The sequence below is a fragment of the Streptomyces spongiae genome (genome assembly GCF_009377185.1).
Taxonomy (GTDB): domain Bacteria; phylum Actinomycetota; class Actinomycetes; order Streptomycetales; family Streptomycetaceae; genus Streptomyces; species Streptomyces spongiae.
This window is the reverse complement of the sequence record NZ_VJZC01000090.1, coordinates 1-24,700: the sequence shown is the minus strand read 5'-3', so window position 1 is coordinate 24,700 and position 24,700 is coordinate 1. Positions and strand designations below refer to the sequence as shown.

General features: G+C 68.8%; 18 protein-coding genes and 4 pseudogenes. 13 read left to right on the top strand and 9 right to left on the bottom strand.

Annotated features, from left to right (window positions below):
- Positions 1-341: 341 nt before the first annotated feature.
- A pseudogene (locus FNH08_RS15725) lies at positions 342-653 on the bottom strand (ISL3 family transposase); the annotation flags it as partial.
- A 13-nt stretch (positions 654-666) separates the two neighbouring features.
- On the opposite strand from FNH08_RS15725, the pseudogene FNH08_RS15720 reads away from it, so the two are divergent.
- From FNH08_RS15720 to FNH08_RS15710, 3 genes and pseudogenes are all read left to right on the top strand, one after another.
- Positions 667-861 (top strand): annotated as a pseudogene (locus FNH08_RS15720) (IS110 family transposase); the annotation flags it as partial.
- A 326-nt stretch (positions 862-1,187) separates the two neighbouring features.
- The gene (locus FNH08_RS15715) at positions 1,188-2,417 is read left to right on the top strand and encodes an IS110 family RNA-guided transposase (protein WP_152772104.1); all 1,230 of its coding nucleotides are present in this window, start codon (positions 1,188-1,190) and stop codon (positions 2,415-2,417) included.
- A 19-nt stretch (positions 2,418-2,436) separates the two neighbouring features.
- Positions 2,437-2,817, top strand: a pseudogene (locus tag FNH08_RS15710) (transposase); the annotation flags it as partial.
- Between the two features lie 333 nt (positions 2,818-3,150).
- On the opposite strand, the gene FNH08_RS50735 reads toward FNH08_RS15710, so the two are convergent.
- The 4 genes from FNH08_RS50735 to FNH08_RS15690 form a co-directional block, all read right to left on the bottom strand.
- Positions 3,151-3,408, bottom strand: coding sequence for a hypothetical protein (locus tag FNH08_RS50735; protein ID WP_194238494.1), 258 nt, complete (start codon positions 3,406-3,408; stop codon positions 3,151-3,153).
- A 113-nt stretch (positions 3,409-3,521) separates the two neighbouring features.
- Positions 3,522-4,580, bottom strand: a complete 1,059-nt coding sequence (locus tag FNH08_RS15700; RefSeq protein WP_152772103.1) for an ABC transporter permease subunit — start codon at positions 4,578-4,580, stop codon at positions 3,522-3,524.
- A complete protein-coding gene (locus FNH08_RS15695) occupies positions 4,577-5,509 on the bottom strand; it encodes an ABC transporter ATP-binding protein (protein WP_152772108.1) in 933 nt (310 codons plus the stop codon). Before FNH08_RS15695 ends, FNH08_RS15700 begins: the two co-directional genes overlap by 4 nt.
- A 4-nt stretch (positions 5,510-5,513) precedes the next feature.
- A complete protein-coding gene (locus FNH08_RS15690) occupies positions 5,514-5,978 on the bottom strand; it encodes a GntR family transcriptional regulator (RefSeq protein ID WP_152772102.1) in 465 nt (154 codons plus the stop codon).
- Between the two features lie 906 nt (positions 5,979-6,884).
- On the opposite strand from FNH08_RS15690, the gene FNH08_RS15685 reads away from it, so the two are divergent.
- Entirely contained in the window at positions 6,885-7,562 is a 678-nt protein-coding gene (locus tag FNH08_RS15685; RefSeq protein WP_152772101.1) for a DUF3159 domain-containing protein, read from the top strand.
- A 327-nt stretch (positions 7,563-7,889) separates the two neighbouring features.
- Positions 7,890-8,543 (top strand): TetR/AcrR family transcriptional regulator, encoded by a 654-nt coding sequence (locus tag FNH08_RS15680; protein ID WP_228034149.1) that lies wholly within the window; start codon positions 7,890-7,892, stop codon positions 8,541-8,543.
- Between the two features lie 513 nt (positions 8,544-9,056).
- Here FNH08_RS15680 and FNH08_RS53970 read toward each other — a convergent pair.
- Positions 9,057-9,227: pseudogene (locus FNH08_RS53970) on the bottom strand (AraC family transcriptional regulator); the annotation flags it as partial.
- Positions 9,228-9,438: 211 nt separating this feature from the next.
- Here FNH08_RS53970 and FNH08_RS15675 point away from each other — a divergent pair.
- The 4 genes from FNH08_RS15675 (at position 9,439) to FNH08_RS15660 (ending at position 14,589) form a co-directional block, all read left to right on the top strand.
- Entirely contained in the window at positions 9,439-10,128 is a 690-nt protein-coding gene (locus FNH08_RS15675; RefSeq protein WP_152772100.1) for a DJ-1/PfpI family protein, read from the top strand.
- A gap of 566 nt (positions 10,129-10,694) precedes the next feature.
- Complete coding sequence (locus FNH08_RS15670) at positions 10,695-12,200, top strand: amidase (protein ID WP_152772099.1); 1,506 nt, start codon at positions 10,695-10,697, stop codon at positions 12,198-12,200.
- A 110-nt stretch (positions 12,201-12,310) separates the two neighbouring features.
- The gene (locus FNH08_RS15665; RefSeq protein WP_152772098.1) at positions 12,311-13,072 is read left to right on the top strand and encodes a MerR family transcriptional regulator; all 762 of its coding nucleotides are present in this window, start codon (positions 12,311-12,313) and stop codon (positions 13,070-13,072) included.
- 20 nt (positions 13,073-13,092) lie between these two features.
- Positions 13,093-14,589, top strand: coding sequence for an FAD-binding oxidoreductase (locus tag FNH08_RS15660; protein WP_456114948.1), 1,497 nt, complete (start codon positions 13,093-13,095; stop codon positions 14,587-14,589).
- Between the two features lie 253 nt (positions 14,590-14,842).
- Here FNH08_RS15660 and FNH08_RS15655 read toward each other — a convergent pair whose 3' ends face one another.
- Both FNH08_RS15655 and FNH08_RS15650 read right to left on the bottom strand, forming a co-directional pair.
- Positions 14,843-15,097, bottom strand: a complete 255-nt coding sequence (locus tag FNH08_RS15655) for a hypothetical protein (RefSeq protein ID WP_152772096.1) — start codon at positions 15,095-15,097, stop codon at positions 14,843-14,845.
- 10 nt (positions 15,098-15,107) lie between these two features.
- On the bottom strand, positions 15,108-15,428 hold the full coding sequence (locus FNH08_RS15650) for a tyrosine-type recombinase/integrase (RefSeq protein WP_322724586.1): 321 nt from the start codon (positions 15,426-15,428) through the stop codon (positions 15,108-15,110).
- A 314-nt stretch (positions 15,429-15,742) separates the two neighbouring features.
- On the opposite strand from FNH08_RS15650, the gene FNH08_RS15645 reads away from it, so the two are divergent.
- Together FNH08_RS15645 and FNH08_RS15640 are read left to right on the top strand one after the other, a co-directional pair.
- Complete coding sequence (locus FNH08_RS15645; protein ID WP_152772106.1) at positions 15,743-17,335, top strand: MDR family MFS transporter; 1,593 nt, start codon at positions 15,743-15,745, stop codon at positions 17,333-17,335.
- Positions 17,336-17,752: 417 nt separating this feature from the next.
- Complete coding sequence (locus tag FNH08_RS15640; RefSeq protein ID WP_152772095.1) at positions 17,753-18,376, top strand: TetR/AcrR family transcriptional regulator; 624 nt, start codon at positions 17,753-17,755, stop codon at positions 18,374-18,376.
- A gap of 150 nt (positions 18,377-18,526) precedes the next feature.
- Here the strand turns inward: FNH08_RS15640 and FNH08_RS15635 are convergent, their stop codons facing one another.
- Entirely contained in the window at positions 18,527-20,299 is a 1,773-nt protein-coding gene (locus FNH08_RS15635) for a CocE/NonD family hydrolase (RefSeq protein ID WP_152772094.1), read from the bottom strand.
- Between the two features lie 780 nt (positions 20,300-21,079).
- On the opposite strand from FNH08_RS15635, the gene FNH08_RS15630 reads away from it, so the two are divergent.
- Complete coding sequence (locus tag FNH08_RS15630; RefSeq protein ID WP_152772093.1) at positions 21,080-22,969, top strand: S9 family peptidase; 1,890 nt, start codon at positions 21,080-21,082, stop codon at positions 22,967-22,969.
- Positions 22,970-23,091: 122 nt separating this feature from the next.
- Complete coding sequence (locus tag FNH08_RS15625; RefSeq protein WP_228034148.1) at positions 23,092-23,757, top strand: GOLPH3/VPS74 family protein; 666 nt, start codon at positions 23,092-23,094, stop codon at positions 23,755-23,757.
- Positions 23,758-24,700 lie beyond the last annotated feature (943 nt).

Here is a 24,700-nt window from a genome sequence, read left to right as displayed (position 1 = left end):
GGTTTGACGACGGCCGTCGTCAAACCCCTTCCGTGTGCGCGCCCAGCATGGGTGATTGCTTGGGGGTGGAAGTCCCTGGGGGGGAGAGGTGGTGCTAACCCCGAGCCACGAGTACGGGCGGGAAGCCGTTGACGATGTCTGACAGCTGCTGGTGCAGCCCCGACACGCATGCGGCCTGGCCGCCGCGGGGCTTGATGTCCAGCACGACCCAGGCGCCGAGTAGTCCTGCTGCTCTCGCTCGACCAGAGCGCGGCGTTCCTCTGGGGCGACGTCGTCAGACACGACCTCGACGTCAGCTTCCGTGGGCTCGGGAGCGATCCTGTGGGCGCTGGCGAACCCGAAATGATGATCGTGGCGTAGCTCTGCCGGCGCCGTAGGGCGAAGTCGTCGACCCCGATCACCCGCGGGATCCGCACCTCCGGCACGGGCACCCGCCGCAGCAGCCGCAGGGCGGAGGCGTACGACACGGGCACGGCCAGCGATCGGGCGATTCCGGGGGACGCCCGGCCGCATAACTCCTTGACCAGCTCAGAGAGCTGGCCGGTCGGACGTGTGGTGCGGCGCTGATGGCGCTCCAGGAGCCCGGGGACCTGATCTCGGAAGGTCTGCCGCCTGCAGCCCAGGACCGGACAGACCAGCCGTCGTATCCTCACCCGGCCCGCGACCTTGGCCCAGCGGCTGATCGACGACGGCTTCGACGCCCTGGACGAGCAGACCGTCGTGGTCCCGGGGACCGGCACCCTCGACGTCGTGATCCCCTCCCTGGCCCTCTCGCTCGCGGCCGTCCACGAACAACGCCGGGCCCTGGAAGCCCAGATCAAGGCCCTGCTGGAGGACCACCCTCTTTCCAAGGTCCTGACCTAATGGTGGTGCACGACGGTGGCGGAGGGCCGGAGGACGTCTGGTCCTGACCCGGAGCTCGACTCCTACTTCATTGAGGCTGTGCGCAACCAGCTCTCCGTTTCCGGCGCGTCGTGATCATCCGCTGGGTAGTGCGTCTTCCGAGCCGCCGGCAAGGAGACCTCTCATCGACACCAGAGCCACCTGCTCCGCATATAGAGCGAGGCCCTTGCCGACCGCTGGGGATGCAAACTGCCAATCGGATGCCGGACCTCCGAGTCCTCCCATTAGGGCGCGGCGTTTCCCTGCACTGGCTCCTGCACCATCTGCGTTCGAGGAGGGCCTGATTGAAGATCTTCTGCGGCATCGACTGGGCGGAGGACCACCACGACGTCGCCCTGGTCAACGAGCGGGGCGACCTGGTCGCCAAGCAACGGATCAGCGTCGACCTCGCCGGGCTGGAGACCCTGCAGCACCTTCTCGCCGAGGCCGGGGACAAGCCCGGGGATCCGATCCCCGTCGCGATCGAGACCTCCCGCGGTCTGCTGGTGGCTTGCCTGCGAGCCACCGGCCGCCCCGTCTATGCCATCAACCCTATGGCGGTCGCTCGTTATCGAGAGCGACGTTCGGTCGCGCGGGCCAAGTCGGACCACGCGGACGCCCTCGCCCTGGCGAACGTCCTGCGCACGGACGCGGACCATCACCATCCGCTGCCCGCCGACTCCGAACTCATCCAGGCAATCGCCGTCCTGGCCCGGGCCCAGCAAGACGCTGTCTGGAACCGCCAGCAGTTGGCCAACCAACTCCGGTCCCTACTGCGCGAGTTCTTCCCGGCCGCCCTGGCAGCCTTCCAGGTCAAGAACGTGGGCTTGGCCCACCCAGAGGCCCGCGCCGTCCTCGCCGCAGCTCCCACTCCGGCCGCGGCTGCCGCGCTGAGCAGGGCCCGGCTCCGGTCTCTTCTACGCAGGGCCGGCCGCCAGCGCCGCATCGAGACCCGGGCCGAACACCTCGCCGGTGTCCTGCGCGAGCCGCACATGCGTCAGCTCCCGCGCGTCGAGGAAGCCCTCGGTCAGCAGGTCAGGGCACTCATTCTGCAACTCGATGCCGCTGCCCAGGCGGCCGATGACCTCGCCGCCGCATGCGCCGAGCGGTTCACCGAGCACGAGGACGCTGAGATCATCACCAGCTTCCCGGGCCTGGGTGAACTCACCGGAGCCCGCATCCTGGCCGAGATCGGCGACGACCGGTCCCGGTTCGCCGACGGCCGGGCGCTGAAGGCATACGCAGGCTCTGCCCCCATCACCAGAGCCTCCGGCAAGAGCTTGATCGTCCACCACCGCAAGGTGAAGAACCAGCGACTGGCCGCAGTCGGCTACGTCTGGTCCTTCGCCGCGCTGTCCGGATCCCGCGGAGCTCGCGGCCACTACGACCGCCGCCGAAGCATCGGAGACCGGCACACCGCAGCCTTGCGCAACCTCTTCAACCGGCTCCTCGGCCAGCTCCACCACTGCCTCATCACACGCCAGAACTACGACGAGAACACCGCCTTCCCCACCCCGCTACCGGTCCCGGCTTGACGCCATAGACCGATCGGATGTCTCGATGCCGGGGGTCGCGGTCAGGACCGCCGCAGTGCTGCTGGTCACCGTCGGCGACGGCACCAGCTTCCCCACCGCCGCCCACCTCGCCTCCTACGCCGGGCTGGCCCCGGCCACAAGGTCGTCGGGGACCTCGATCCACGGCGAACACGCCCCCAGAGGCATCAACCGGCAGCTCAAACGGGCGATGTTCCTGTCCGCGTTCGCCGCCCTGCACGATCCCGCCTCCCGTTCCTACTACGACCGCTGTCGGGCCCGCGGAAAGACCCACTCCCAAGCCCTCCTCCGCCTCGCCCGACAGCGGATCAGCGTGCTGTTCGCGATGCTCCGCGACGGCACCTTCTACGAACCCCGCCTCCCCGAAGCAGCCGTCGCATGACCAGCTCAGGCTTGACGAAGGACGTAGAGGCACCCCCCGCTGCCGGTGAGCGTCTCCCACAGGTCGGCGCCCTCGGCTTACGGGCCTTCAGCGCGTCCCCGTTCACGCTGGGCAGGTCCCGGCTGACCCGGGCTCCGGCGGCGGACAGCGCGCTCGGCGCGAGGGTGCGGCCCTTGGCGTACGTCACGATCAGCGTGAGGTCGGGGCGGGACGCGTCGTCGTACCCCCACTTGACCAGCTGCGTCACGTCGAACAGCCGCCGGTCGGCGGTGCCGTTCGCGAGGAGCCGCTCGGCGTCACGCGGGACGACGTAGGTGTGGTCGGCGCTCCGCACTATTCGGAAGGCGGTGCCTTCCCGACCCTGCCGGGCCGCACACCGGTGACCTGTCCGGTGGCGTCCAGCGTGACCCGGTCACCGGTGACGAGGGTGACTGTCCTGGCCTTGCCGAGAGCCCCGGCCGTACCTGCCGTACCCCTGTCGAACTGTGCGGCCCCGGATTCCGGGGCACCGAGCAGGGCCGAGGTAAGGGCGGTGGCGACGAGCGCGGCGAGAGCGGAAGCCTCACTCGCTCGCCTCTTACGGTGATTCAACGCATGCCTTTCTCTCTGGACCTTCGGGCATGGCAGAGCAGCCCGGCGGACGGGACAAAGAAACAGAGGGGGAAAGAGGCGCCCCTTCGCAAAGGGGCGCGGGGCGTACGGACTCAGACGAGCCGCTTACGACCCCAGAAGAAGAGGAACGCCACGACACCGGCGGTCAGGGCGAACAGAATCGACGCCCCGAACCACTGCATGGCGTTCATCTGCGACATCGGGAGGTACTGCACCGACCAGCCCACGACATCGGCCTTGTCCAGGCACACCTGCCGTGCCGCCTCGGTCTGCGACCCCGAACAGGTGCCCCAGCCCACCAGATCCCCGCTGCCGGTGACATACGACTGGTCGATTTCGTAGGCGCCGTGGGGGAGCGACGGGTACACGTTGACACCCTTGTTCGTCGTGACCGTGACGACGTTGCCGAGCGACAGCAGGAAGTAGCCCCAGACGAGCTGGAGGACGACGGTGAAACCGAAGGTGACCACCATGGCCGTCAGCGTGCGCCGCAGCACCACACCGATCGCCACCCCGCCGAAGACGGAGAAGAGGGTGAGGGCGACAGGCACGGGGCCCGTCGTGTTGAACGCGGCGCCCGAGGTCCAGTCCATGAACGTGACATCGGACTTGACGGGGTTCCACCACCAGCCGAACACCGCCGACAACACGCCCGTGCTCACCACTGCCACCAGTCCGGCCAGCGCCAGCTTCGTGGCGAGACAGCGGGTCCGGCTCATGGACTGGGCGGCGACCAGCTTGGCGGTGCCGTTCTCCAGGTCGCCCGCGAGGAGCGGGGCGCCGAGGAAGACACCGAGCAGGATGGGTATCGCCTGGAGCCCCATGGAGACGAAGGAGAACGCGTCTTTGTACTGCTGGAACTTGCCGCCCTCATCGTCGAGGCTCTTGCCGGGATAGCCGTAGCCGTCGAGGAAGTCGACCAGTTGGCCGCGCTGGTAGACGATCCAGGCCACGGAGAGCGCGGTGGCGGCGAGGATCGCCCAGAACCCGGCCCGGTGCTGGCGCCAGACCAGCCAGGTCATACCGCTGAGGCGGGGGCGCCGGGTGGCCTCCGTGGTGGTCGCGTTCAAGGTCCCGTCGGTGGTCCCGTTCTTGCCGTCGCTCGTGGAGCCGGTCGAGGTGCTGGTCGAGCTGCGGGTGAAGGTGCTCATGCCGCCACCGCCCCGGTGCCGAACCCCTGGCGGTGGACCTGGGCGGTGGGGGTGATCAGAGGTGGTGCGTCGGGTGAGCGGAGATAGGCGAGCAGGAGTTCCTCCATGTTCGGGGTGTCCGTCTCCCAGGGGCCGATGACCGGGCCCTCGGGGCGGACGAGGGCGGTGAACTGCCGTCCGCTGGTCCGGGACTCGACGAGGGCGTGGTGCCCGAGGGCGACAGGCAGACCGTCGCCCTCCCTGGCCCCGGTGATCAGGGTGTGCACGGACTTCAGCTCGTCCACGTCACCGGCGAGACGCACTCCGCCGCCGGAGACGACGACGAGGTAGTCGCATACGTTCTCCAGTTCGGCGAGGACGTGGGTGGACATCAGCACGGTGGTGCCGTGCTCGGCGGCCTCGGCGAGGAGGATGCCCATGATCTCGTGGCGTACGACCGGGTCGAGGTCCGACATCGGCTCGTCGAGCAGCAGCAGGTCGGGGCGCTTGCCGAAGGCGAGGGCGATGGCGACACGGGTGCGCTGACCACCGGAGAGGGTGCCGATCTTCGCCTCGAAGGGCACATTGCCCGCGCGGATGATGTCCTCGGCGGCGCGCTGGTCCCAGCCGGGGTTCAGCTCCCGGCCCAGTCGCAGGGTCTCCGCCACGGTGAAGCGGCGGAACAGGGGCTTCTCCTGGGCGAGGAACGCGGTACGCCGGCCGGCCTCCGCCGAGCCCGGCGCCTCGCCGAACAGGCTGATCGAGCCCTGCGTCGGCTCCAGGACATGGGCCGCGATGTTCAACAGCGTGGTCTTGCCCGCCCCGTTGGGTCCCACCAGCCCGCAGATCCGGCCCACCGGGAGCCGGAAGGAGCAGTCCCGCAGCGCCCAGCCCCGCCGGTAGCGCATCCCCAGTCCGTACGCCTCGATCGCCGGTTCCCCCGCGTACATAACTTCACTCACCTGTGCTCCTAGTTGTCGTGGCCCCCGTGGACCCCGTTGTCGTGGACCCCGTTGCCGCCGTGGTCCCGGCGGCGTACTGCTTCTCCATCGCCGACGCGACGAGCGCGGCCACGTCCTCCTGCTCCAGACCCGCCCCGGCCGCCTTCGACATCCACGCCACCAGCTCCGCGTACAGCGGCGAGTCGGTGCCCGTCTCGGGGCGGCCCAGCGTGCGGCGTACGAAGGTGCCCTGGCCCGGTCGCGGTTCGACCAGGCCCTCGCGTTCCAGTTCGCGGTACGCCTTGAGGGTGGTGTTCGGGTTGACCGTGCTGGTCTCGGCGACCTCCTTGGCGGTGGGCAGCCGGTCACCCGGTACCAGTACGCCAAGCCGCAGGGCCTGCTTGGTTTGCTGCACGATCTGCTGGAAGGCGGGGACCCCGCTCCGCCTGTCGATGCGGTACTCCACGATCACCACCATTATTCCACTACCTGATTAGTGGAATGATGGTGGAGGCGTGCGAGGGCGATTGTCAATGCCGACCGGGGACGAGGAGAAGCGGGTGGGAGGTACGCTGACCGTCTTTTTTTGGGACATCAGCGGACAGGGAACAAGATATGTCCGGCAAGAGACGCCTGATGGTGGCCGGTCTGACGATGGCCCTCATGGCCGGGCTCGACGCATGCGGAAGCGGAAGCGGGCAGAACGACAATCCATGGGAGGACTCCACCGCCAGCGGGGGCAGCAGCGGCCAGCGCGACGAGGGCCACGACGACGACCAGGGGGCACCGCGCCGGACACCGCATCGGAGGCGGCCACCGCCACTGGACTCTGCGACGCCGTCCGCCACGCCTCCAGGAAGATCACCAAGGTCACGCGCCCGCACACGGTCAGGAAGTGCACGTCCACCACGGGCTCCCGGAAGCGCAAGAACGTCCGCAGCGGCACCGAGACGCACACCCGGGTGATCCGCCAGGAGCGCTGGCGTGAGCCTGAACGACGTGGACGGCGACACCTCCAAGGGCGCCGTCTGATACCGGGTCACTCACGCGACCTACACCGAGGCCGCTGCCACGGACCGGCTCGACCCCATGAAGTTCACGCCGGAGGCCACTGACTGCGTCCAGTGACGCCCCGCTCCCCCAAAAGGAGAGGCCCCCCTCGGCCTCTCTCGGGTTCCCCATCGCTTCCCTCTTGCCCCACGCTTCAGGAGGTTCGCCATACCCACACGCAGACGGCTCCTGGCCGCAGCAGTCACCGCTGCGACCCAAGGCGTGACTCAGATCACAGAGCGAGAGATAGCTCTGTTCGTCACTTACTGCCAGACTGACATTTAGTGTCACAGTAACTCGCCCCCCCCAGACGAACCCGGAAGAGCTGATCATCATGCAGACCACGAGTCCCCAGGAGGCGGCATCCGACATGCAGACGGCAGGCCAGCGGAAGCAGAAGTCGGCGCTTGAGCAGGCGGGCGGCACCAAGGGTCTTGTCTTCTCGGCACTGCCCCCCGTGGTGTTCGTCGTCGCCAACAACGTCGGCGGACTCAAGGCCGGCGTCGCCGCCGCCCTACTCGTCGCCTTGGGCATCGCGGTACAGCGGCTGACGCGCAGGGAGTCGATCCAACCCGCGCTCGGCGGCCTGTTCGGCGTGGCGATCGCGGCCGGCATCTCCTGGTACACAGGCTCCGCCAAGGACTTCTTCCTCATCGGCATCTGGGCGAGCCTGGCCGGCGCCGTCGCTTTCGTCCTCTCCGTGCTGCTCCGGTGGCCCCTGGCCGGCCTGATCTGGAACTCGGCGACCGGCAAGGGCACCGTCTGGCGGGAGGACAAGCGCTCACGGCTCTACTACGACATCGCCACCCTGGTACTGGCCGCCATCTTCGGCGCCCGGTTCGCCGTCCAGCAGTACCTCTACCAGGCCGACGAGGTCGGCTCGCTGGGCTTCGCCAAGATCGCCATGGGCTACCCGCTCCTCGCCGTGGGCTTCCTGGCCGTCGCCTGGGCCGCCCGAGCCTCCAACAAGCGGCTGAAGGCCATGGGCCTGCTGCCCGCCCAGCGCGCCTGACCGGCGCCCTCCCCGCTCCTCGTCCGTGCCGGACGGGCCTCCGCGGCCCGTCCGGCACGCGCGTCCGCACCACGGAGCGACCACGGCCATCCCCAACAGACTCCCCACGCACCACCTGAGCAGCCCCGCGCGTGAGCCGCTACGCCGGCACCGCCCGCACTCGACTCGCGTACAGCTCCGACCTCCCACTTCGTCGGGGAACCGCTACGGGCCCCGCACGCCCGACGTGGCGCCCAGTGCACCGTCCGCGACGACCCAACCGGCCACTTAGCGACACAGCGCCCCTTTGTGGCGTTTGCTTCCGCGGATGTATGACGAGGTGACCCCATGCAGGTGAGCAATCGCGCCGGACCCGGTATGAGCGAGCAACGACGCCGACGGATCCGGTTGGAGATCTCTCGAGAGGCCTCGCGTCTCTTCTGGGAGCAGGGCGTCACCGCGACCAGCGGCGACCAGATCGCCGAAGCGGTGGGACTGTCGACGCGCACCATCTGGCGCCACTTCCGCAGCAAGGAAAGCTGTGCCGAACCGATCATCTCGCACGGCGTCGAATGGGAGATGGCCGCCCTGCGACGCTGGAAACCCGAACTCTCCCTCGAAGACCATCTCGCCACTGAGATCAGCAGGTACGCCCGCGAAGCCGACAGGGTGGAACGCGCCGACGACGCGCTCGCGGTGAAAATGATCGCGCTCGCCGACAGGGAGCCCGCTCTCCGCACCACCTGGCTGATGGCCTGCGACCAGATGGAACGCGAACTGGCTGGGATCATCGCCGGCCGACTGAACCTGCCTGCCGACGACATCAGGGTGCAGGTGCACGCGGCGGCCGCCTCGGGCGCCCTACGGGTCGTCAACGAGGAGATCGGCGATGCCCTGCTCGGCGGTGCCGACGCGCGCCAATTCGCCTACGTGCATCAGCTCCTGGCCCAGGCGGTCCGCAACGCCACGGGGGGAGCGGTGGGGGACGCGGCCACGACCTGAGATCCGTTCCCGACACACCACGGGTCGCCGCCTCAGCACCACGGCGCCGTGATCACGTGTCTGGGACCACGGCCGCATGGCGGGGTGGCCGACCTGCTGCGGGATGCCCCGAAGTGCTTCGTTGCCCCGGACTCGATGGGCTCGCTGCCGGACGTGCGTGTCCCGAGTGCCTCGGTGAGGGCCTGGCAGGCGGCCCTCGATCCTGTCGCGGAGAACTGCTGGACCGGCCAGTGCTCCGAGGGGGAGACGGTGCTCCCGGTGCCCGGGCGGAGGCCGTGCTGTCCAGCCCGGAGAATGCCGAGCGCCCGCGATGAAGTCGACTTGGACGTCGGACTGCGGGTGGATTCGTCACTGACGAACTCGCCGATAGAGGCCCTGTTCTCGTAAGAGCTACGGCCATGTGGCGTGTAGCGCTGAGTAACTACTCGGGGCTGTGGTCGCGCTGCTGGAGGGTTGCGAAGTCTGCATGCGCCGTCTCAACGGCCTCCGGGTACGTCTGGGTCTTCTCGTGCTCGGCCAGCGCCGGTAGTGAGAACGAGTATCGATCTCCGGCCGTACGGCGCAGACGCGGATCTGGTAGCCGGGGCGTCAGCCCGGGAGGCGGGTTCGGGAGAAGACCTCGATCGGGGTGGACAGATCGAAGGGGATCACCTGGTCCAGGGCGAGGACGGCAATGGTGTGCATGGCCAGAAGATGTCTGCCCCTCTGTGGTCATGCCCTGGTCTCAGTGTCGTGATTTTTGCAGTTTAGGCAGTTCAGAACCTTGCCTACAGCTGTGGCGGTATTCCGTTGAAAGGTGTCACTAATGCCACTTGGGGGCAGATTGGCGGCCGGTTAGCGTCGGGAGCGACTCCGGCACGGGCCGGATACCGACTTCCCGCGAAGGAACCTCTCCATGCACGCCCAGATCATCCTGTTCGACGGCTTCGATCCGCTCGATGTCGTCGCTCCCTACGAAGTGCTGTACGCCGGCGGCACCGCCTCCGGCGGCGCGGTGAGTGTGGAACTGGTCTCCGCGGAGGGACCACGTGACGTGGTCAGCGGCACCGGGGGCCTGGTACTGCGCGCCACTGCCGCCCTGGACCCCGCACGCGCGGGCCTGATCCTGGTCCCCGGCGCCTCGGGCCGCGTGGGAGAGCCCGGCGAGGTCCCCGAGCACGACGCGGTGGCCGGGGCATGGCAGCAGGACGAATTCATCCCCGTACTGCTGGGCCGCGCCCTGACGACCGAGCTGCCCACACTGCTGAAGGCAGCTAGGGACAACCCCGAGGTAACGCTCAGCGCGGTGTGCGGCGGCTCGCTCGTCCTGGCCATGGCCGGCCTGCTGGAGGGCCGCTACGCCACCACCCACCACATGGGCCTGGACATGCTCAACGCCACCGGCGTCCACGCGGTCAGCGCCCGCGTCGTCGACGACGGTGACCTCGTCACCGGGGCCGGCGTCACCTCCGGCCTCGACCTGGGCCTGTACCTGCTGGAGCGCATGGTAGGTCCCCAGATCGCCCACGCTGTCGAAGAACTCTTCGCCCATGAGCGCCGCGGCACTGTCTGGCGCCACGTAGGCCCCGTGCCGGCCGGCTTCTGACCACACATGCCGACCCGCACTTCAACCGCACTGCACTCGTAACTGGCTGTTCTCCATCCGTTCGTGGGGTCGGTCGGGTTCGAACGGGGTGCTGGTTCGGGTCGTCGGACGCCGATGTCCGAGGACCCTCGCGAGTACGTCGCTGACGACGGTGAGGGTCAGGCGCCAGGTCGGGGGCGGGAAAGCCAGACCGCGCGAAATGGCGCGCGTCAGCCGCAGTCCACTGACGACGTCAACTCGGCACAGCAAGAAGGCGGACGGGCCTATGCCGGCCCGGCAGCCGGACACCCCTTCTGCCTCCGGTCAGCCTGAGCTTCATCGCGTGCCCGCGCCCGGTGCTGCGCCCAGAACTCGGCGTGGTGTGATCCAGCATGAGCTTGAGTGTGCCGTTGCGGCACAGTGTTGACTCCGACCATCGCTGATCAACATCGCTGCACAGTGTCTGACGCGGTCGTGACCGGCCGACCGAGACCCGCGCGAGGTCGTGGCCGGGACGCCGATGACCGAGGCGTGACGTTGGACGTGCCGCGGACCTGCCCCCTTATCGCTCTGATGGGAGCACTCGTATGGGTATCACTTGGGAAGAGTACCGGGAGCACGACGCCGTCGGGCTGGCTGAGCTGGTGAAGTCCGGAGCGGTGAGCCCGGTTGAACTGCTCCAGGCGGCGATTGCCCGTGCCGACGCCGTCGAGCCGACGATCAACGCGATCCGCCACCGACTCGACGACGACGCCCGTGCCCGCGCAAGCAGCCCGCTGTCCGGGCCGTTCGCCGGCGTCCCGTTCCTGATCAAAGACTTGGGCCAGCACCTCGCCGGGGTTCCGACCGGCAGTGGGAATCGATCGCTGGCACGCTTCCCGCGCCCGGAGACCTCCACGGTGGTACAGCGTTGGCTCGACGCCGGTCTGGTCGTGTTCGGCCGGACCGCGACCTCCGAGTTCGGCGCTCGCGCGATAACCGAGCCGGTCGCGGGGGGCCCGACCCGCAACCCCTGGGACCCGTCGCGGACGCCCGGTGGCAGCTCCGGCGGGTCCGCGGCGGCCGTCGCGGCCGGAGTCGTCCCGGTCGCGGGCGGGAACGACGGTGGGGGTTCCATCCGGAATCCGGCTGCGGCCTGCGGGCTGTTCGGCCTCAAGCCGGGGCGTGGCGTCGTCCCGTCCGGGCCGGACGTCGACGAGGTCTTCCACGGCGCCGCGGTGCAGGGCGTGCTGTCGCGCACGGTCCGTGACTCCGCCGCGATGCTCGACGTCCTGGCCGGCTCCGCACCGGAGGGCCCGTACCGGGTGACTCCGGCGGAGCGACCGTACGCCGACGCCGTCGTCGACGACCCACGCCCGCTGCGGATCGGGCTGACCACGGTGTCCCCGCTCGGCGGACCGGTTGACCCGCAGGCCGCCGCCGCGGTTCTGGACACGGGGGAGTTGCTCACCGGACTCGGGCACGTCGTGGAGGAATCCGCCCCGGCCATCGACGGGCAGCGCCTGGCCACCGACTTCCTCACGACCTGGTTCGCGATGGTCGCCGCCGAGGTCACGGCCGCAATGGAGTTCACCGGCTGCTCCGAGGACGACTTCGAGATCGGGACCCGGATGATGGCTGTGATCGGCCGGCGCCTTTCGGCGCCGGAGTATCTCGCCACGCAGTCCCGCTGGCACCAGCACACCCGGGCGCTGGCCGCGTTCCACGAGCGCTACGACATGCTGCTCACCCCGACCACGGCCCGGCCGGCGTGGCCGATCGGCGAGTTCGATCTCGCCTCGCCGGTCCGGCTCGCCGCACGGGGGGTGCTGGCCGCCCGGATCGGCGGTGTGCTGGGCCGGATGAACCTCGTCGAGAAACTGGCCGACGCGAACCTTGAGCCGGTGCCCTTCACCCAGCTGGCCAACGTGACCGGGCGCCCGGCGTCGTCGGTGCCGCTGCACCGGACGTCGAGTGGGCTGCCGCTCGGCGTCCAGTTCGTCGGACGTCCTGGTTCGGAGCCCGAGCTGCTGGCACTGGCCGCGCAGCTGGAGAGGGCGCGGCCGTGGGCGCATCTCTGGCCGTCGTTGTCCGAGATACCCTCCGCGGCCTGACGTCTCTCTTGGTACGGACAAAAACGTCGGCCCAGCCGTGCAGGCAGCCTTTGTGAGAGCCAGAGACAGGACTTGACCGTGCCGTAGCGGCACAGTATTGGCTGAGAATCATGAGCTGGAGTACTCGGGAGATCGCCGAGCTTGCCGGCACCAGCCTGCGGGCGGTGAGGCACTACCACGAGGTCGGACTGCTGGAGGAGCCCGAGCGCCGCGCCAACGGCTACAAGCAGTACGGCGTGCCGCACCTGGTCCGCCTGCTGCGGATCAAGCGGCTGGTCGATCTCGGGTTCTCGCTGAACCAGATCGCGGAGACGGTGGACAAGGGCGAGCACCCCGGACAGGCACTGCTCACGCTCGACGCGGAACTGGCCGCGACCATCGAGCGGCTGCAGCGGGCCCGGCTCGAACTCGCGGCACTGATCGAGCAGCGTGCCCCGGCCGACCTGCCTACGGAGCTCACGCCCGGCGAATCAACGGTGCTGTCCGAGACCGACCGCTCGCTCCTGCTGGTCATGACCCGGTTGATGAACGTAGAGCAGCTGCAAGCCTACGGCGCACTGGTACGCAATCTGCCTGCTCACCCGATCAATCGAGAGTTCGACGAACTCTCCGCTGACGCCGACGAGCACATCCGCCAAGACCTCGTGGAGCGGATGGTGCCCTACCTGCGCCGGCTGCGGCAGGACCACCCGGACCTGCCCGACCTGTACGCGGCCGCCTCGAAAGGGAAGAAATTCGTTCGAGAGACCATGGAGACGGTCCTGCGTGAGCTGTACAACCCGGCGCAGCTCGATGTCTTGCACCGGACCCACGTGATCGTGGACGAGTCCACCCAGCTCCGACAGGAGCGGAACGCTACCGAACTTCGTTGACCGCGCCGGTCTCCGGCTCCATGCCGTCGCCGTCGACTGGCCGCACCCGTGAGCGACACGCAGGAGTGACCATGCAGTCCCATGCCCATGCCCATGCAGATGCCCGCCACGCAGTCAGCGCTGCCTTGCTGGCTGAGCTGCGGTCCAGAATCCCTGCGGGCCGCGTACTCACCAACGGACCGGAGTACGCGAAAGCAGTGGCGTTGTTCAACGCAGCGGTCGATGTCCGTCCTGCTGTCGTCGTGCGGTGCGCGACCACCGCTGACGTGCAGGCCGCGATACGCGCGTCTCGCAACCATGGGGTGCCGATCTCGGTACGCGGCGGGGGTCACGACTTCTGGGGGCGGGCGTTCCGTCCCGGCGGACTGGTTCTCGATCTGACTGACATGCGGGGAGTTCAGGTCGACATCGGCCGCCGTTTCGCGACGGTGGGTGGCGGGGCTCTCTCGTCCGACGTCGTAACGGCCGCCGAGCGGGCGGGCCTGACGGCGGTCACCGGAACGGCGGGCGCCGTCGGCATGGTCGGCCTCACGCTCGGCGGCGGATACGGCCCCCTGATCGGGCAGTTCGGGCTCGCGGCCGACAACCTGCTCGGCGCCGAAGTCGTCCTGGCCGACGGTTCACGAGTCACCACCGACGCCGACCATCATCCGGACCTCTTCTGGGCGTTGCGGGGCGGCGGCGGCAACTTCGGTGTCGTGACCTCGGCACGGATCCGTCTGCACCCCGTGCCGACAATGGTGTCGGGAACCATCTTGTACCCGATCGTCCAGAGCGCCGACATTCTCGCCGACCTCGGTGGAATCCTTCAAAACAGCCCGGACGAGCTGACGGTGGACGTGGGGTTCCTTCCCGGCCCGGACGGGAAGCCGACGGTGTACGTCGCGCCGACCTGGTCGGGGGACATCGAGGTGGGGAACGCCGAGAACGGGCCGGTGCGTGCCCTGGCCAGACTCGGTACACCCATCCTGGCCGAGATTGGACCGGTCGCCCGTTCCGCAGCGCTGGCCGCGACGGACGCCATGTTCCCACCCGGGCGGATGGGCGCGATTCGCACGCGCACCGTCAAGAGCATCTCCGGCTCCATCGCGACCGTCCTGGACCGGGCTGCCCAGGAGTTCACCTCACCGTTCTCCGCGATCGTGTGGCATCAGTTCCATGGTGCCGCCGCCCGTCTGCCCCTCGGCTCGACGGCTTTCGGCCGACGCGAACCGCATCTGATGGTCGAGCTGATCTCATTGTGGGAGGGCGAAAGCAAGGGCAACGCAGGCGCCGGCGATGGTAGATCCCCGCACCTGCGCTGGCTGGAAGAGCTGCACGCGGCGCTTGAGCCGTTCTCGTTGCCGGGCGGCTACGTGAACTTCCTGGGGCCGGAGACTCCCGACCAGGTCGCGGAGTCCTACGGGCCGAACACCGAGCGTTTGCTCGCCGTGAAGTCTGCGGTCGACCCGGACTCCGTCTTCGCCGCCACGCCGCTCCCCAGCGGGAGTGCCGGCGCCGGTTCCATGCCCGTGTGAGGCGTGGAACCGGAGCATCCGGGGGGTGCCGGCGGTCCCGCCGGGGAACGGCATCGGGCGTCGGACATTGGTCACGTTGACCTCGGGCTTTCACCAAGGGGGCCGTCCGACGGGTGATCAGATAGCCAGGGGAGCGCCTCTGAACTGGGACGGTAGGGCTTGTCGAAGGTCCTGTTCGTCGCCAGAGGAGAAGCGCTCCCCGGTTCAGAGCGCCGGGCGGGGCCAGGCGCCACCGGAGCTGTTGGTGCTTCACCTACCGAAGGAAGATCGCCAGTGCGGCGGCCTCGCCGTTGACGCCCGCAGCCTTGACGGCCCAGCCGGCCTGGGCCCGGCAGAGCCGGCAGTGGCCGTCGTGGACGGGAACCTCGCGACGGCAGACAGCACATGTGCCAGGCGAGTTGGGCTGGCCGTAGGTACAGCAGGCCCGGCAGAACCGGCCGGGCAGCTGCCCCCAGGAAATGCATCCCACGCAGGAGACCGCAGGCTTGTTGTCGCGGATCTTGCTCATCGAGGCGGCGTCAGGCCGGCGGGAGGGATCGGCCGTCCCGGCGCTTGTGGATCACCGCCGGTGTGACAGTCCCCGCGCCGACTGCCGCTCGTCCGTCTCCGCCTGCCCGGGCGTCCTCGCCCCGGGTCTGCTGGACGTGGATGTATCGCATCGTGGTGGCGATCCACGAGTGTCCCAAAACCTCCTGGTTGGCGAGCAAGTCCAGCCCGCTTCCGTGGAGTTGGGACGCGCAGAAATGTCGCAGGACATGCGGTGTCAGCTTCTTGCCCCACCCGGACAGGTGCACTTTGGCCGCGTCCTTGAGCCCATTGCGCAGGGCATCGTCGCCCACCCGACGTGAGGAACCGTCGGCGTTCTTGCGCTCGGAGGGAAACAGCGGGGCGCCGGGGCGGGTGTGGTAGCCGTCGAACTGGCCCCAGAGGCTTCAGATCAGCAGAAAACTTGCCATTCTTGTCACTTAATGACACTGTCATTAAGTGACAAGAATGGCGGTCCTCGTCTGACCGGGCCGCCCCCGCTCCCGATCCCTCAGCGCATCGCTGTCAGATGGCGCTCGGCGCCCATGAGTAACGCCGCTGCCGTCCTTGATTGGAAGACTCAGTGACTACCGAAGTTTCCCCTGTGAAGAAGCCGGAAGCGGTGACGATGCCGCCCCGGCAGGTGTTTCAGACGGTTTCCGGGCTGGTGGCCGGTTTGTTTGTCGCCATCCTCGCCGGAACCGTGGTGGCCAACGCGCTCCCCCGGATCACCGCCGAGCTGGGGGCGAGTCAGGCCACGTACACCTGGGTGATCATCGCGGAGCTGTTGGCCATGACGGCCACCGTTCCGTTGTGGGGCAAGCTGTCCGACCTCTACAGCAAGAAGCTGCTCCTCCAGATGTCGCTGGGCCTGTTCGTGGTCGGCTCGCTCGTCGCCGGGTTTTCCCAGGGTGTCGGCACGCTGATCTTCAGCCGGGTGGTGCAGGGCGTGGGAGCAGGCGGACTCACGGCATTGACGCAGGTCGTGATGGCGGCCGTCATCCCCCCGCGGAAGCTGGGCAGGTACTCCGGCGTCTTCGGTGCCGTCTTCTCCGGCGCCACCGTGGCAGGCCCGCTGATCGGCGGTCTCCTGGTGGACACCTCCTGGCTCGGCTGGCGGTGGTGCTTCTTCATCGGCGTGCCCTTCGCGCTCCTTGCCATCGCGCTGCTGCAGCGCACACTGCACCTTCCGCACGTCCGCCGCGAGGTGACGATCGACTGGCTCGGTGCTCTCCTGATCGTCGCCGGTGTCAGCGCGCTGCTCATCTGGGTCTCGATGGCGGGCAGCACGTTCGGCTGGTACTCCTGGCAGACGGCCGCCCTGGTCGGTGGCGGAACGCTGCTGCTGGCGGCGGCCGTCCGGGTCGAGGCCCGGGCCGCCGAGCCGATCATTCCGCTGAGCATCTTCCGTAACCGCACCGTGGCGCTGACCACCCTGGCCTCCCTGCTGGTCGGTGTCGGCCTCTTCGGTGGCACCGTCTTCCTCTCGCAGTTCTTCCAGGTGGCCATGGGCAAGTCCCCCACGACCGCCGGTCTGATGAGCCTGCCGCTGATACTGGGATCGCTCGCCGCCTCAACGATCGCCGGACACCGGATCAGCGCGACCGGCAGGTGGAAGCGCTACCTCGTGGCGGGCACCGCACTCATGACCGCCGGCCTCGCCCTGCTGGCCACCATCGGATCCCACACGCCTTTCGTCTTGCTGAGCATCTACATGGCCACCCTGGGGGCCGGCGTCGGCATGCTGATGCAGAACCTGGTCCTCGCCGCGCAGAACGACGTCCCCGCCGGCACCTTGGGCAGCGCGACCTCCGTCCTGTCCTTCTCGCGCAGCATGGGCGGGACCATCGGCACCAGCGTCCTCGGGGCGGTACTCGCCCACCGTGTCGCCCCCGCACTGGCCGCCGGCCGCACGTCGGGAGGTGACGCGCCGGGAGGCGGAACCGGGCACGCTGTCCCCGACGTGACGACCCTGCCCGAGCCCCTGCGCACGTTCGTGGAGAACGCCTACGGCATCGCCACCGCCGAACTCTTCTTCTGGGCCACCCCGTTCGCCCTACTGGCGCTGATCGCCGTCCTGTTCATCGAGGAGAAGCCGCTCAAGACGACCACCAGCACGGAGCGACTCGCCGAGGAGAGCGCCGTCACCGTCGCCGGCCGCGCCCTCCCGCCGTACGCGGACACACCCCGCGCCGACCTGGCCGCTGGGCGGCGGCCGTGACGACGAGGCCGGAACAGCAGGGTGCCCGGGACGGTGGATCGTCCCGGGCACCTTTCGTGATCGGCCGGCTCGACGGGCTGTCGATGACGACCCGCGCAGGCCAGTTCAGCGCAGTTGCCGACAGGCCGTACAGGCACTCTGCGGACCTCCGCTGGGCCCTCGGGTTCGCTGTTGGCCGTCAGGACAACGACGGGGGAGCGCCCCTCGTGGTCGGTCCCGTACTTGCCGCCCGCAGTTTCGCGGCCCCCGTGGTGTCGGCCCCTCCCCTGCCATGACAAACCGGGCCGTCGAGGGGACCGACCCTGGGATGCTCACTGGCTGGTCTTTGGCGTCACTAAATGTCATTCTGGCACCTGCAGTCGGGAGCAGGGAGTAAGCGGGATGGCCGGTACGGCATCGACCAAGGGGCGGGGCGGCATGAGTGATCAGCGGCGCCACCGACTGCGTCTGGATGTCTCACGGGAGGCATCCCGGCTCTTCTGGGCGCAAGGCGTCGACGCGACCAGCGGCGACCAGATCGCCGAAGCCGTGGGCCTGTCGACGCGCACCATCTGGCGCCACTTCCGCAGCAAGGAGAGCTGCGCCGAGCCCATCGTGATGCGGGGCGTGGAGTGGGAGATGTCCACGCTGCGCAGCTGGCCCCCGCAGCTCTCGCTGGAGGTGCACTTCGCCGCGGAGAGCCACCGGTTCGGCCGTGAGGCCAGTGATGTCGAGCGGTTGGACACCGCGCTGGCGATGAAGATGATCCGGCTGGCCGACACGGAGCCCGCCATCCGTACGGCCTGGCTGATGGCCTGCGACCAGGTGGAACGTGAGATGGCCGAGATCATCGCGGCGCGACTCGGGCTTCCGGCCGAGGACCTCGACGTACGCCTGCACGCCGCCGCTGCCTCGGCCGCCCTGCGGGTCCTCAACGAGGACATCGGCGCCGCCATCCTGGAAGGCGCCGACCCACAGGACTTCGCCGACGCGCCGGCCCGGATCGCGCAAGCGGTACGCAGGGCCACCGGCGGAGCCGTGGGCGATCCCGTCACCACCTGAGCGACGACAACACGCCGGGGAACGGGACGACGGGTCCGGGACAACGGTTCTTGACCGCAGCAGTCCTGGCGACGGCACTGCGCCCTGTCCGGTGACCCCCGGTATCTCCGAGACCGGCTTGTGGTGCCGGTACCTCTCGGTGAAGGCGGATCAGCGCTGCTCGCGAGCCGGGGGCACGGTGATCGTGGCCGGGCCGGGCTTGAGCTTCGACGTGTGCGCCTGGAGGTAGAGGTCCAGGTAGGGAGAGCGGTTGCCGCTGGTGGCGACGTCGCCGGCCGGGTCGTCCAGGGCCAGTTCGAGGCGTGCGTCCGTGATCTGGATCTGCTGCTGGGACGGTGTGTCGAGCCATTCACCGCTCTGGACGGAGCCGATCTCCACGGCCAGGGTGTGTCCGGCCTTCAGGGTCCAGTCGGTCGGCTTGAGGTCCAGGGACAGCTCGTCGGCGTCCAGCCGGGAGACCTGCTCGTCGAACATGACCGCGGTACCGTCCTTGGCCACGTCGTACAGCTTGACCATGACGTTACCCTCACCCCGGGCCGTCATGGAGACCTTGGGGGTGCCGGTGATCCGCGTGGACTTCGCGATGGGCTCGGACCACACGAAGAAGCCGGCCCCGTCGCTGCCGGCTGTCTGAGCCGTGCCTTTCGCCGCGGTCGTCGAACCGCCGCCGGTGTCCGTGTACGAGCCGTCACCGAGCCGCAGGGTGGTGGAGCGATCTGTGGCCGGCCACGACTTCTCGACCCGCCAGGTACCGGTGCTGTCCTGGACGGCGTAGTCCGGGTACGTGACCTTCGGCTCGACGCCCTTGAGGTGTTCGTCGAAGAAGGAGAGCGTCTCCTTGTACCAGCCCTCGCGGCCCATGGCGAGCTGCCCGTCCTGGGTGCGCTTGTCGCCGCGCACGTGGTCCCACTGACCGAGCCACCCGCGTTCGGGCCCCTCATGGTTGTCGAGGAACTCCTCCATTCCCTCTCCCTTGGTGTTGGGCTCGATGAAGCCCTGGGTGAAGAACAGTGGGGTGTCCGTGCCCTTGGCCCTCTTCGCCGGACTGCGGTCGGCCCAGTACGGGTCGTCCGGGTCGCCGATGGACGAGTTCAGTGAGTTGAGCGCCGCGCACTCCGGGTGCTTCTTCTCGTAGTCGGCGTTGGCCCGGTAGCGCTTGTCGTCGTCCGGCAACTGCGGGAGGGACGCGATGGTGTTGTAGGTGTTGGACGCGATGGGGGAGGTCCAACGGAACAGGCCGTTGGCCTGGAAATGCTTGTACGCGTCCCACACAGGCTCCTGGGCGACGACGGCCTTGAGCGCGTCCTGCTTCAGGTTGTTGCCGATGAGGCCGGTGTACGCGTCGAACGACATGCCGTACATGCCCACAGAGCCGGTGGACCACGACTGCTGCGCGCTCCAGTTGATCGCGGCCTTCACATCGGCCTGCTCACCGGGTCCGCCGAAGTCCAGGCAGCCGGTAGAACCTCCGAAGCCGCGCGTGTCCACCGCCACGAAGGCGTAGCCCTGGTCGAACAGATCGGTGCCCTTCATGAAGTCCTGGAAGCGCTTGGACGGCCCGGTGTGCTTCCAGCCTTCGGGCCCGAGCTCCCCGGAGTGCCCGAAGTACGAGCTCGCCGACAGGATGACCGGCACCTTCTTGCCCTTGGGCAGCTTTTCCGGAAGCAGGACGTCGGCGTGCAGTTCGGTTTCGGAGCCGTCCGAGGACGGGAAGTAGTGCTGCGTCCACCGCGCACCCTTCGGCACGCGCTTGTTCTCTGTGTGGGTGACGGAGTCGCCGGCGGTGGCGACGGCCGCCTTCTGTTTCTGCCCGGTGGCCCCGGACTCGGACCCCGCGCCCGCCTCGGCTGCGACCCTGCCGGTCAGCGTAAAGGCGGCCACCAGTACTGCAGCGGCATAGGTGGCCGCGGCGCGTTGCCTCATTCATGTCTCCCGAGCTTGCCTGTGAACGGATGTAGATCTGAGCGATGGGCATGACGCGAATCTCAGCGCCCGCCAGTGTGTCACTTAATGACAGTGTCATTAAGTGACAGATCTAGCAAGCAACGCCCGCCGAAACCCTGGTCGCGCCGGTCAGGGCCGCCCCGCTTTGGGGTCCTGCGCCCGCGGTCGGCGACGTGCCGCAAAGGCCGTCGGCGTCATCCGCTGTGAACCCACGGCCGGGGGTCCGTGCGGCACCTGCGGCGGGAGAGCCGTGCCGAAGCACCGAGCCCTGCCCTTCATCCCCACCCCGCGCTCCGCGCGGAACTCGACACCCACACCCCCTGGGGCCGCGGATCAGGCCGGGCATGGAGGTCGAGCCTGCCGATCGAGAGTGGGCCAGGCCCGCCGGGCGCACCGATCCGGAAGTCCGCCGGCGGCCCAGGGCTGCCGCCGCGCCAGCTGCCGGCCGAATGGACCGCGGGGCGAGCGAACCGCCCCGCCCGACCGCGGACCGAAGGCTGCCGCCGGGACGCCGCCTGCTCCGCTTGCATGGGTGGCGCGCACAAGCGACGTGCGTTCGGCCAACCATCCCCGAGCGAGCACTTGCACCTCCCCCACTCCGGACCGCGGACCCAAGGTGCGGCATCGGCCCGACAGTCGGAAGCTTCACGAGTGCACACTTGCAGTCTTTGTCATTTAGTGACACTGTCATTAAGTGACAGGCGAGTCCTTGACCCCGCCTGCTTGCGACACCGGGCGCTGACCACAGGAAGGATCGACATGGCACTGCCGGAGACCATCTCCGTCGAGGAGTTCTTCGGGCCGCCGGCTCGCGCGAAGGCCACCCTCTCGCCCGACGGCAGGAAACTGGCGTACCTGGCGCTGTGGAAGAACCGCATGAACGTCTGGATCGAGAGCGTCGACGCGCCGGGGGACGCGCGGTGCGTGACCACCGAGGACCGCGGAGTGGTGAGCTACCACTGGACCCGTGACCCGCGGTGGCTGCTCTACTCCCGGGACCAGGGCGGCGACGAGAACCTGCACCTCTACCGCGTCGACCTGGAGGATCCGGACGCCGCCGCGGTGAACCTCACGCCCTATCCCGGGGTGCGGACCGTGGGCCTGGACCTGCCCGCCGGGCGACCCGGCAAGGTGATCACCCAGCTGAACCTGCGCGACCGGGCCGAGTTCGACCTGGTCGAACTGGACATCGCCACCGGCGACCTCACGACCCTCGCACAGAGCCCCGGGGGCAAGGTCGACGGGTGGCTGTACAGCGAGCGCGAGCTGTTCGCGGTGGCGACGACGGCCGAGGGCAATGTCGAGCTGGCCCGGTGGGACGGGGCAACGGGTGCCCTTGACCCCGTGGCGCAGTTCGAAGGCGGTGACGCTCCGCTGGGGATCTACCCCATGGAGGTCACGCCGGACGGCGCCGGGGTGTGGCTGGGCTCGAACCGGGGGAGCGACCGTCTCCGCCTGGCCCGGCTCGATCTGGCCACCGGCAATGAGGAAGAGGTCGACTCGCACCAGCCGTACGACCTGGACGCCCGGGCACGGGTCTTTCCCGCCCTGCCCTCCCCTCTGATCCGCAGCCGGCGCACAGGCGAGTTGCTCGGGGTCCGCTATCTCGGGGAGCGGCAGGTGATCCACGCGCTGGACCCGCACTTCGCCGCGGTACTGGAGAACCTGGAGAAGCTGTCCGACGGTGATCTCGCCGGACTGTCCTCGGACGAGAGCGGACAGCGGTGGGTGGCCGGCTTCACCCACGACCGCGACCCCGGGGCCACCTACCTCTACGACCACGCCACAGGCGAGAGCCGCCTGCTCCACCGGGCGAAGCCGCACCTCGACCCCGAGTCGCTGGCGCCGATGCGACCGGTGTCGGTCACCTCCCGTGACGGCCTGACGCTGCCCTCGTACCTGACGCTGCCGGTCGGTGTCCAGCCGTCCCGGCTGCCGCTGGTGCTGTTCGTCCACGGCGGTCCCTGGGACCGGGACAGCTGGGGATACAACCCCGCCGTGCAGCTCTTCGCCAACCGCGGCTGTGCGGTGCTGCAGGTCAATTTCCGGGGCTCCACCGGCTACGGCAAGGCCTTCACCAGGGCCGGCATCGGGGAGTTCGCCGGCAAGATGCACGACGACCTCATCGACGGCGTGCGGTGGGCGGTCGAGCAGGGATACGCCGCCCCGGACCGTGTGGCGATCATGGGCGGCTCCTACGGCGGCTACGCGGCGCTGGTCGGTGTCGCCTTCACCCCGGACGTCTTCGCCGCCGCCGTCGACGTCGTCGGGGTCTCGGACCTGGCCAACTTCCTGCGCGGCCAGCCCCACTTCGTCAAACCGATGCTCGCCTACAACTGGTTCACATACGTCGGTGACCCGTCCGATCCGGAGCAGGAGGCCGACATGCTGGCCCGCTCCCCGATCAGCCGCGTCGACCAGATCCGCACACCCCTGATGGTCGTGCACGGCGCCAACGACGCCCGCGTCGCCCTCGCCGAGTCCGACCAACTCGTCGAAGCGCTCCGCGCACGAGGTGTCCCCGTCGAGTACATCGTCATGGAGGACGAGGGCCACGCCATCGAGAACCCGGAGAACGTGATCGCCCTCTACACCGCGGCGGAACGCTTCCTGGCCGAACATCTGGGCTTCGAGGCCCACACGGCATGAGGACACTCGGCTTCACGCCGTATGCCACCTGAAACCGAACCGTCAACGGGTGTTGCTTCAGGGCGCACCGCGCCCGCCGCACGACCATCCCGCCGACCTTCATCCTTTTCATGGGAGACAACATGACTCAGACGCTGACCCTGACGCTGCCGCAGCAGCTGTACCTGCTCTGCTACACCGTGGACAAGGCCAAGTTCCAGCTCGACAACCTGCAAGGCCGCGGCCAGCTGCTGCGTGCCGGAGCCCTGACCGAGCTGGCCCGCGACGGACTGCTCAGCGCCAGGGGCGGGAAAGTGGTCCGAAAGCCCGGGAAGGCGCCGGACGACTCCTTCACCGCTGCGGTGTGGGGCGACTTGCCCGACAGCAAGCCGAAAGGCTGGCTCCAGTTCGTGCACAACAAGGCCCACACCGCGGAGACACCGGTCCGCGACCAGCTCTCCGCCGCAGGAGAAGTCGCCGTCTCCCGCGGCAAGGTGATAGCGCTCTTCCCCGCAAACCGTGTCACCGTCGCCCACCCGGACAAGGTGCGCGTCCTCCAGGAGCAGGTACGCGCCACCGTGCTCAACGGAGCCGACCCGGCGTCGATACCGCTGGAGGAGCTGGCCATGGCCGTGTTCGCGGCCGAGCTTGAGGTGACCTGCGTGTGGAGCCGCGGAGAACTCCGCACCCACAAGCGGGCGCTCAAGGCGCTCGCCACGCGGTTCGACGAAAGCGTCCCCGGCCTGCGCAAGGCGCTGCGCAACTCGTACCTGTCGAGCCGGGCGGTCGGTGGCGGCTGGAGCGCCTGAGCGCGCGGCCGACGCCGGAAGGACCCCGATTCGGTGGATCAGGCAGCGCCGGCGGCGCTGCCTTTCGCCTGCATCTACCGGTAGAAGTGCTCCGGGTGCTCGGGCTCAGGCTTCTCCAGACGGTGGGGCGCCCAGGCCGGGGATGAGGTGGTGGTGGACCGCCACCCGGTACGGCTCCTCGACCGTGTACGGCTCGACTTCCTCCTCTTCAATCTTGGGGGCCTTGGCGATGGAGGCCGGGTTACTCGCGAGGGGGCGGCGACGTATGGCAGGAGGAACTCGCGTGTGCACCCACAATCGCGCACCCGAGCAGACTGACGAATCGACGCAGTCCGAGTGCCATGAGGGCCGCCGGCACTCCCCTTTCCTGCTCGCTGCAGCACCGTGCCCTCCGCGTGCCCATAAGAGCGGACACCAACGGTCAACAGCGGTCGAATAAGACCGTGCGACTGTGCCAGTACGCCAGCATCTCCGCAGGTCAGAAGTCATGCCGCCGGGCAAGCGCCGTCGCTTCCCAAGCTGAGAGCGCGAGTTCGATTCTCGTCACCCGCTCCATGATGAAACCCCAGGTCGGCTGCCTGGGGTTTGTTTGTTGTCTAGTCCATTTTGGGGGAGGCGTGCCCACCTGCGCGCCCTAACTGATCGTTCCAGAATGAGACTGACCGAGCGCTCCAGTTGGCACTTGTGCAGCCGAGTTGGCACCGTGACCCCTGGCCCTGTGAATGCGGCCTGAGCAGCGGAAACAGATCCGGGCCGGTCAGACGTAGGAGTCAGTGGATGAGCGCAGATGTGGAGCGCGATCGCTGGGAGCTGCGAGGTTGCGTCCTGAGAAGTGGTGTACGGGCTCCCACCTGATCCGGGCGTTTGTCCCGGCGTCGGAGTGAGTGTCCGGATACAAGAACGGCCACCGGCTGATCTTCGAGTTGTCGAAGCTCGAAGGAGA